The organism is Bombilactobacillus bombi, from assembly GCF_013607485.1.
GTDB classification, from domain to species: domain Bacteria; phylum Bacillota; class Bacilli; order Lactobacillales; family Lactobacillaceae; genus Bombilactobacillus; species Bombilactobacillus bombi_A.
In genome coordinates this window covers 1-7,635 of record NZ_SCHP01000045.1, presented here as the reverse complement: position 1 = coordinate 7,635, position 7,635 = coordinate 1, and the positions used below count along the sequence as shown (strand labels likewise).

The following is a 7,635-nucleotide window of genomic DNA, read 5'->3' as shown; positions in this document are numbered from 1 at the left end:
AAGAATATTAGCTCATATTTATACGCTGATTTAGGTGCTGAACAAAAGACTGATCCCTTATTAACTAAAATGGTTGCGGATAATAAATTAGGTCTGAAATCTGGAGAAGGCTTTTTTGATTGGAAGACTGATTCAAATAAGCAAGTTGTTCAAAAGCGAGATCAGGCCTTATTAGAGTTATTAAAACAAGATCAAAAGCAAGCAAAATAACTAACAAGTGTCTTTTAATTTAAGATAAAAATGTCAAAAAGGAAAATTTTTAGTAATTTGGCTTCTATCATATTAATATAGATACCAAAAAAGACTGACAATAAAATGATGCCAGTCTTTTTTGATATCTATATTAACGTTCAACTTGAAGTTATTTTTGCTGTAGAAAATTATTTAATTGCGGTGATAGGCGATAATCAATTTCTTTTAAATCTGAAATCTTTTGACAACCTAAGAGTGCCATTATTTCTTGAATTTGCTTTACCCAAGTAGAGAAATAGTCTTGTACCTCATTAAAAGTATAATGCTGCAGCATGTGTAAAACTGGGGCTGCTATCCCAACAGCATGCGCACCTAAAATCAAACATTTAATGATATCTAAAGGCGAGCGTATCCCGCCAGAAGCTAAAATAATCACTTGATTTTGCAATGATTTAGTTTCTAATAATGATTCAAGGGTACTTAACCCCCAATTTTGCAAAAATTGATAATTAGTAAAATGATTACGTTCATTTTCAATTTGCGCAAAATTAGTGCCACCACGACCTGAAATATCAATAATTTCTACACCCAATTGCTGTAAGAGGGAAGCAGAGCGTCTATCCATGCCAAAGCCGACCTCTTTAACAATTACTGGTACCGAAAGTTGTTGTACTAGTTGCTGTAAGTTGTCCTGCCAAACAAAATTATTTTCTCCTTCATGCATAACCACTTCTTGAGCAGCATTGAGATGGACTTGTAAAGCATCAGCTTGAATTAAATCAATACATTTTTGAGCTGCTTGATAAGGAGTATGGGCAGACAGATTAGCCCAAATAATCCCGTCTGGATTAACTTGACGAACTACTGCATAAGATTGACGAACATCAGGATTATCTAAATATTTGAGATAGTTGCTCATTGAACCGACGGCCATAGGAATATTCAACCCCTTAGCGAGCAAGGCAATTTTACGATTGAGCTCAATAGTTTGAGGTGAGCCGCCAGTCATCGCATTAATGTATAAGGGGCTTGATGCCTGATTTGCTCCCCAAGTTGTTGTTAGATCAACATTTTTAACGGCAACATTGGGTAAGCTCACGGGCATTATTTGTAAGTCATCAAATAGCGGGTTGGTAGAACGATAATACTTTTCTGATAAAAATAGATGTTCATTTTTTCGTTGGAGATCAAGTGGTTGTTTGGGCACAATACTTCCTCATTTTAATCTAAAGAATGGACACTAAAATTTAAAGGTTGGATTTGGTGTAGACTCCAATCACGCAGTAGTGCTTCTTTGACAGTTGGGTCAGCATCAATCACGGCAATTCCACAATCACCGCCACCAGCGCCAGAACTTTTGGCAGCTGCACCGTAACGAATAGCAATTTCGCACAATTTTGTTAGTTTAGGAGTTTCAATAACTACTTCACTAAATTGGGCGAGTTGTTGCAATAAGTGGCGATTTTGGGCAATTTGTTCCTTAATAATATTACTTGAGCCACTTTTAAAACCGGCAATCATTTTTTGCAGACAGTCTTTAGAAGCTTCCAAAAATTGTTGATATTTATCTTGTTGTTGAGAGCGCGCAACTGCAATTTTATCCACTAAAACAGGAGTTGATGCGGGACTTCCACTCCAACCAATTAATAAATTCAACTCCTTTGGGAAATGTAATTGTTCAATACTCAACTGAGGCCAATCAAGCTGGATAACCTTACTTAAAGGCTGAGTCGCTAACATTTGCGTGAGCCATTGCCGGTCTGGTGATTGATAAGCAATCCAACCGCCGTAAACACTGGCAGCAATATCGCCAAAAGAGCCATTATTTTGAACTTTAAAATGGGAGATTGCTGCCAATTTAAAAATCTCTTCTTTGCTTAAATTTAAATGATAGAATTCAGACAAGGCCTTTACTGTTGCCACAGTTACTGCGGCAGATGACCCTAAGCCATATTTTTTTCCATCATCAGCATCGAGCTGACTATTAACGTTAAGATTGAAAAGTGCTAAGGATTGGTGTTTTTCTAATGCGTATTTTTCGGTATATTTAATTGACGATAAAATATATTCAAATGGATTATCGCGATTATCAATAATTAACTGATTCCCACGTCGCCGCCAGCGAACAGGCATCTCTTCATATTGTTTAGAATTAATCGTACCATGATCATAAGAATTCTCAATCGTTACAGTTACAAATTGATTCATAGCTACTACAATCGCCGGATATCCGGGCTCTACAACCGCGTATTCGCCAGCAATATATAATTTGCCGGGAGCATGAACAGTTATCAAATCATCAAAACCTTTCCCTAAATAATTAACCAAAATGCTATTATAGCATACTTATTGTAAACCTGGACCCGGCTTTAGGGCTGTCATTTGCGCTTGAGGAAAATTAGTTTGCAGATATTCTTTAATAGGAAGTAAATCTTTACTTGTCGTAATAATTTTGACATTGGGACCAGCATCAATTGTATAGTAAGCCAAATATCCTCGCTGGCGTAATTTTTTTACAGCTTCAATAACTTGATAAGTAGTATCCTCAAAATATGAAAATGCGGGCCGAGCGCTCCAATTAAGAGCGTGCATCGCCAAACAATTAGCTTCAGCAATGGCTCCAATTTGTTCTAGATCTTGATTTTTTATGGCTTTTAAAATGTGTTGTAAGTCTTGTTGAACAATATGAGGCCATTGAGGATAAAAAGGGGAAGTTGCTACAGCTTGCTGCATACCAGTGGTTGAAGAAATTTTTTTAGCTTGATTATTAATAACCACACTCAACAACCGAATAGGGAAGGTTGGTTTTTCTAAAATAGGTTCAGCAATCGACGTTTGGCTATTATGGCCTTGATGCCACTGGACAAAACCACCAAAAATAGAGCGAGTTGCTGAGCCTGACCCTAGTCGTGCTAAGGCGGATAGTTCAGTCTTGGTTAGAGACATTTGAAATAATTTAGCTAAAGATCCTGCTAGAGCGGCAAAGCCTGAGGCAGAAGAAGCTAAACCTGCAGCGGTAGGAACAAAATTATCAGTTTTAACTTCTATTTTTTGTGAGGAATGATTGATTTTTCTGATTAAATTCAAAAATTTTTCTGTGCGGCTAAAAAATTCTGGACTGGCAGGGTGATGATTGATAAAGATTTGATCATTTGGTGCCTGGATAAAAGAAGTGGTAGTGACAGAATAATAACCATCTAGTGTTAAAGAAAGGCTGTCAGTATAGGGAAGGTGCAAGTGTTCATCTTTTTTCCCCCAATATTTAATTAAGGCAATATTTGTATGTGCAGTAGTTGTTGTCGTTGTCATCATGTCCTATCTTAAATCGGCTAAAGATTGAATCCAAGTTTGCTGGGATTGATCTTTGACCGCTTGAGTTATGTTTTGCGCATGCTTCTTAGTGGCTGCTAAAGCAATTAAGCAGCCTCCACGGCCGCCACCGGTGATTTTAGTTCCTAAAGAGCCCGCTTGATTAGCTAAACTTACTAAATCATCTAATTGTTGGTTACTAATTTTTAATTCTTGCAAGATTGTCTGTGCTTGCCGAAAGATTTGGCCTAGCTGTTGTAAATCTTGATTTGTTAAAGCTTGTCGAGTTTGTTGGGTTAAAAGTCCTAGTTTTTCTAATTGGGGATTAACTTTTTGTGGATACTGCTGTTTAAGCACCCGCAAGTCATGAACGGCAGCTCCGGTATTGCCCTTAATGCCAGAATCAATAATGACTAAGTAAGCTGGCAGATTAACTGAAAAAGGCTGCGTTAGTTGATTTTTAATAAAATAAATTGGCTGCTCAGAATTGACAGTAATTGCATCAACACCACTAGGGGTGCCATGAATTATCTTCTCAGAAAAGTTAGTATAATGAATTAAATCAGCATATGGCAATTGTATTTGAGCATAGTTAAATAATGCCTTGGTAATTGCCGCACCAGTAGCTGCTGACGAACCCATACCACGTTCAATAGGCAAGTCGCTAGTAATCTTCACTTTAAAAGCAGGCGCAATTGGTAAGTCTTTGCTTAAAAGTTCAATTAATGCAGCAATGCCCTTTAAATCAGCAGGACAGTTGTTAAGAGGACCTTGATAATAGTTGGAATCTAATGTAATAGTGTTAGTTGCTTGAGAAGCGACTTGGGCCACAGTAGTAATATCCAACAGCGGAATAGTAATCGCTGGTTGTCCATATACAACAGCATGTTCTCCAACTAAAAAAACTTTTCCGTGCGTTTTGCCAATTCCCAACAAAATAATTCCTCCTTTTGCTCTAATCTATTTTACACAAATACTTTCAATTGCGCACATAATTCTCCTTGTTATAATGAAATTATAAAATAGCGAGGGTAATAATTATATGAATTTAAAATTTATTTTAGGAAAAGCTCAAAATGACAAGCAAGGTGCACTTTTGGCGGATTTAAAACATAAATTAACCCAAAATCCCCAAGACCAATTTGTGTGGATTGTTCCAAACCATTTAAAATTTGAAGGTGAAGTCCACATTTTAAAATCCTTAACCGAACAAAGTCAGATATTTGCAACTAATCAAGTACAAGTCTTTTCTTTTTCTCGACTAGCATGGTATTTTTTGCGCAATGATCCGGTGTATCAAACTCCGCAATTAACTGCTACCACGCAAGCGATGATTTTAGCTAAAATTGTCCAGCAATTAGCTGCGCAATTGCATCTGTATAAAGGAGAAGCTAGCCGACCTGGTTTTATTGTCACTTTACAAGAGCAAATCAATGAATTAATTAATGGCAATATCTCTAGTGAGCGTCTGCAGCAGTTAGCGTCTCAAGCCCAAGATGTCGGTGATTTAACAATTAAGTTATCGGATCTACAATTAATTTATCAAGCCTATCAAGAACAGATTCAAGACACATATAGCAATAATCAACAGTTAAACAGTCTCTTAAAAAATTTTTTAGAGACAGATGAAAAACAAAATCATTTTCATTATTTTGTTAGCGATTTTTCTCAATTCAATTCACAGGAAATGGCTATTTTACAAGCAATGATTAGTCATGCCGCTAGTGTGGAAATAAGCTTGACCTTAGATCATGCTTATTCAATTGATCAAGAGAGTATATTTTTTCAAAGACCTCGAAAAACTTTTTTGGATTTATTCCAATGGGCCCGCCAGCAAAAAATTCCTGTTACTACCCAAACAGTTTCAAAACTGCGAGTTAGTCAAGATTTAGCAGCTTTAGAAGATTTTTGGATAGCGCAAAATACTAACCTTAGTGCTACTACTGCTCAAAAGTTAGAAGATGCTAGTTCTATTCAAATCTGGACAGATACTAGTCCCCAAAAAGAAGTTGCCGCTGTAACTACTTATATCCGTCAGTTAGTGGCCACACAAGGCTATCGCTATCGTGATTTTTTGGTTTTGGCTCGTAATCTTGATGAATACCGCCAATTTTTAGAGCCATATTTTTTCAATCAAGGTATTAGCTATTTTGTCGATTTGCAGCATTCTATGAAAGATCATGCTTTTAAAGATCTCATTGACAGTATTTTTGCACTCTTCCAAAATAATTTGCAATATGTAGATGTAATACGCTTTTTACGTACCGAATTGATAGTGCCAGCTTCTATGTCGGTAACAGATTATCGCCAAGCAGTGGATTTGACGGATAATTATATTTTGGCCCATGGCATTCGTGCCCATGACTGGTTAGATGAAGCTGAATTTATCAGTGATAGCCACAACTCCCAACTTCAAGCCCAGATAGAGCAAATTAATCAAATCAAAGCGTTGATTAAATCTACCTATCAAAAGATAGCAACTATTATTCAAACACCAGCTACCTGTCGTCAAGCCGCTGAACAATTATATACTTTATTAACTGACTTAAAAGTTTTTATTAATTTAAAAGATTGGGAACAGCAGGCTATTGCCGCAGGAGATATCACTTTGAGTCAGCAGCCCCAACAAATTGTAAAGATGTTTGCACAGCTTTTAGATGAATATGTAACCATTTTTGGCAATGAAGATTTTAATGCGCAGGAATTCTTAATTGTAATTGATAACGGTTTTGATCAGGCTAAATATTCAACTATTCCTTCGGTTATAGACTCAGTGCATATTTCTGAATTAGGTATGGTGCAAAGTAATAATCAGTTAATAACTATTATTATGGGCGCTAATGATGCTGATATGCCACTAGTAAATACTAATCATAGCTTATTATCAGATGATGATTTGGCCTTATTGCAGCCTTTATTACAAACTGATGAAAGCTTGCCGGAGACCGAGCAGCAATTAAATAACAATGAACCATACTTGCATGACATTGGCTTTTTAACTGGCAAAGAGCGCTTGATTTTCACTTATTCCTCTACCAAAGAGCAAGGTGAAGTCCGCTTATCACCTTACGTCGAGTTAATTAAAAAGCATTTTCAACTAACCGAGCAGCCTTTAGATTGTAAACAATCTGCCACACCGCAATCCGTTTTGCGGACAATTGGGAGTCCCACTATTACTTTAAATCATTTACTGGAAATTTATCGTCATGCACAAGATCAGCAACAACAAGTTGCTCCTTGGTGGCAGAATATTCATGATATTTTGTTCACCCATGCTGCTAATAAAGATTATTTAAATTTACTTTGGTCTAGTCTACATTATCAAAATATCCCTCAACCCTTAACTGTTGACTTAAGCCAAAAATTATACGGAGATCATTTGGCTGTTTCTATTTCGCAATTAGAAACTTTTTATCAGAATCCTTATGAGTATTTTCTCCGTTATGGACTTAATTTACAGTCCCGAGCAGAATTTAAAATTACCCCGGCCAATCAAGGAACTTTCTTTCATGAGGTGATGGATCAAACTATCAAAGAACTGCAGTCTCAACAAAAGACGCTTAATCAGCTAAGTGCTCAAGAGTTAACTAACTTATCTAATCAAGTCATTCAAAAAATTCTTGCTCAAAAGCAATACCGAATTTTCTCACGAGATGAAAAATTTGCTCGACAAAGGATGATTCAAACAGTCCAAAACTCCCTTGAGGCTTTAAGAAAACAGTCCCGTTCAGCTCAATTTTATCCCTACAAAACAGAAGTAGCGTTTGGTCAAGTAGGTGCCTTGCATAATATTGAGCCTTTGCGTTATGAGCTTAATGCTCAACAAGATGTCGTTGTCCGTGGCCGAATTGATCGGATTGATCGGTTGGTCAGCGCCCCCCAAGATTACTTTGTAGTGGATTATAAGTCGAGTTTGCATGATTTTAATTTTTCCCAATTTTATGCAGGAATTAATTTACAAATGATGACTTATTTGGCTAGTTTAATTAACGATCCGTCTTTATTTGATGGTCCTGCATTTGCCTTAGGGGGATTTTATTTGCATTTACAAAACCCAATTGTTAATTTTGAAGATTTAAAAGGGCAGTGGGATAATTATCAAGATTATTTATTTAAAAAGTATAAATATAAAGG

At 36.6% G+C, this 7,635-nt stretch carries 5 protein-coding genes and 1 pseudogene; 2 read left to right on the top strand and 4 right to left on the bottom strand.

From position 1 onward, the window contains the following. Window positions 1–210 (top strand): annotated as a pseudogene (locus tag EQ827_RS07070) (3-hydroxyacyl-CoA dehydrogenase family protein); the annotation flags it as partial. A 151-nt stretch (window positions 211–361) separates the two neighbouring features. On the opposite strand, the gene fni reads toward EQ827_RS07070, so the two are convergent. The 4 genes from fni to mvk are packed head-to-tail and all read right to left on the bottom strand — an operon-like array spanning window position 362 to window position 4,434. After that, complete coding sequence (fni, locus tag EQ827_RS07065; protein WP_181190301.1) at window positions 362–1,399, bottom strand: type 2 isopentenyl-diphosphate Delta-isomerase; 1,038 nt, start codon at window positions 1,397–1,399, stop codon at window positions 362–364. A gap of 14 nt (window positions 1,400–1,413) precedes the next feature. After that, entirely contained in the window at window positions 1,414–2,487 is a 1,074-nt protein-coding gene (locus EQ827_RS07060; protein ID WP_181190302.1) for a phosphomevalonate kinase, read from the bottom strand. A 51-nt stretch (window positions 2,488–2,538) separates the two neighbouring features. Next, window positions 2,539–3,501 (bottom strand): diphosphomevalonate decarboxylase, encoded by a 963-nt coding sequence (mvaD, locus tag EQ827_RS07055; RefSeq protein WP_181190300.1) that lies wholly within the window; start codon window positions 3,499–3,501, stop codon window positions 2,539–2,541. A gap of 6 nt (window positions 3,502–3,507) precedes the next feature. Further along, the gene (gene mvk / locus EQ827_RS07050; RefSeq protein ID WP_181190299.1) at window positions 3,508–4,434 is read right to left on the bottom strand and encodes a mevalonate kinase; all 927 of its coding nucleotides are present in this window, start codon (window positions 4,432–4,434) and stop codon (window positions 3,508–3,510) included. Window positions 4,435–4,543: 109 nt separating this feature from the next. Between mvk and EQ827_RS07045 the strand changes: the two genes are divergently transcribed. Next, the coding region (locus EQ827_RS07045; protein ID WP_181190298.1) for a PD-(D/E)XK nuclease family protein at window positions 4,544–7,635 on the top strand (3,092 nt) is incomplete at its 3' end.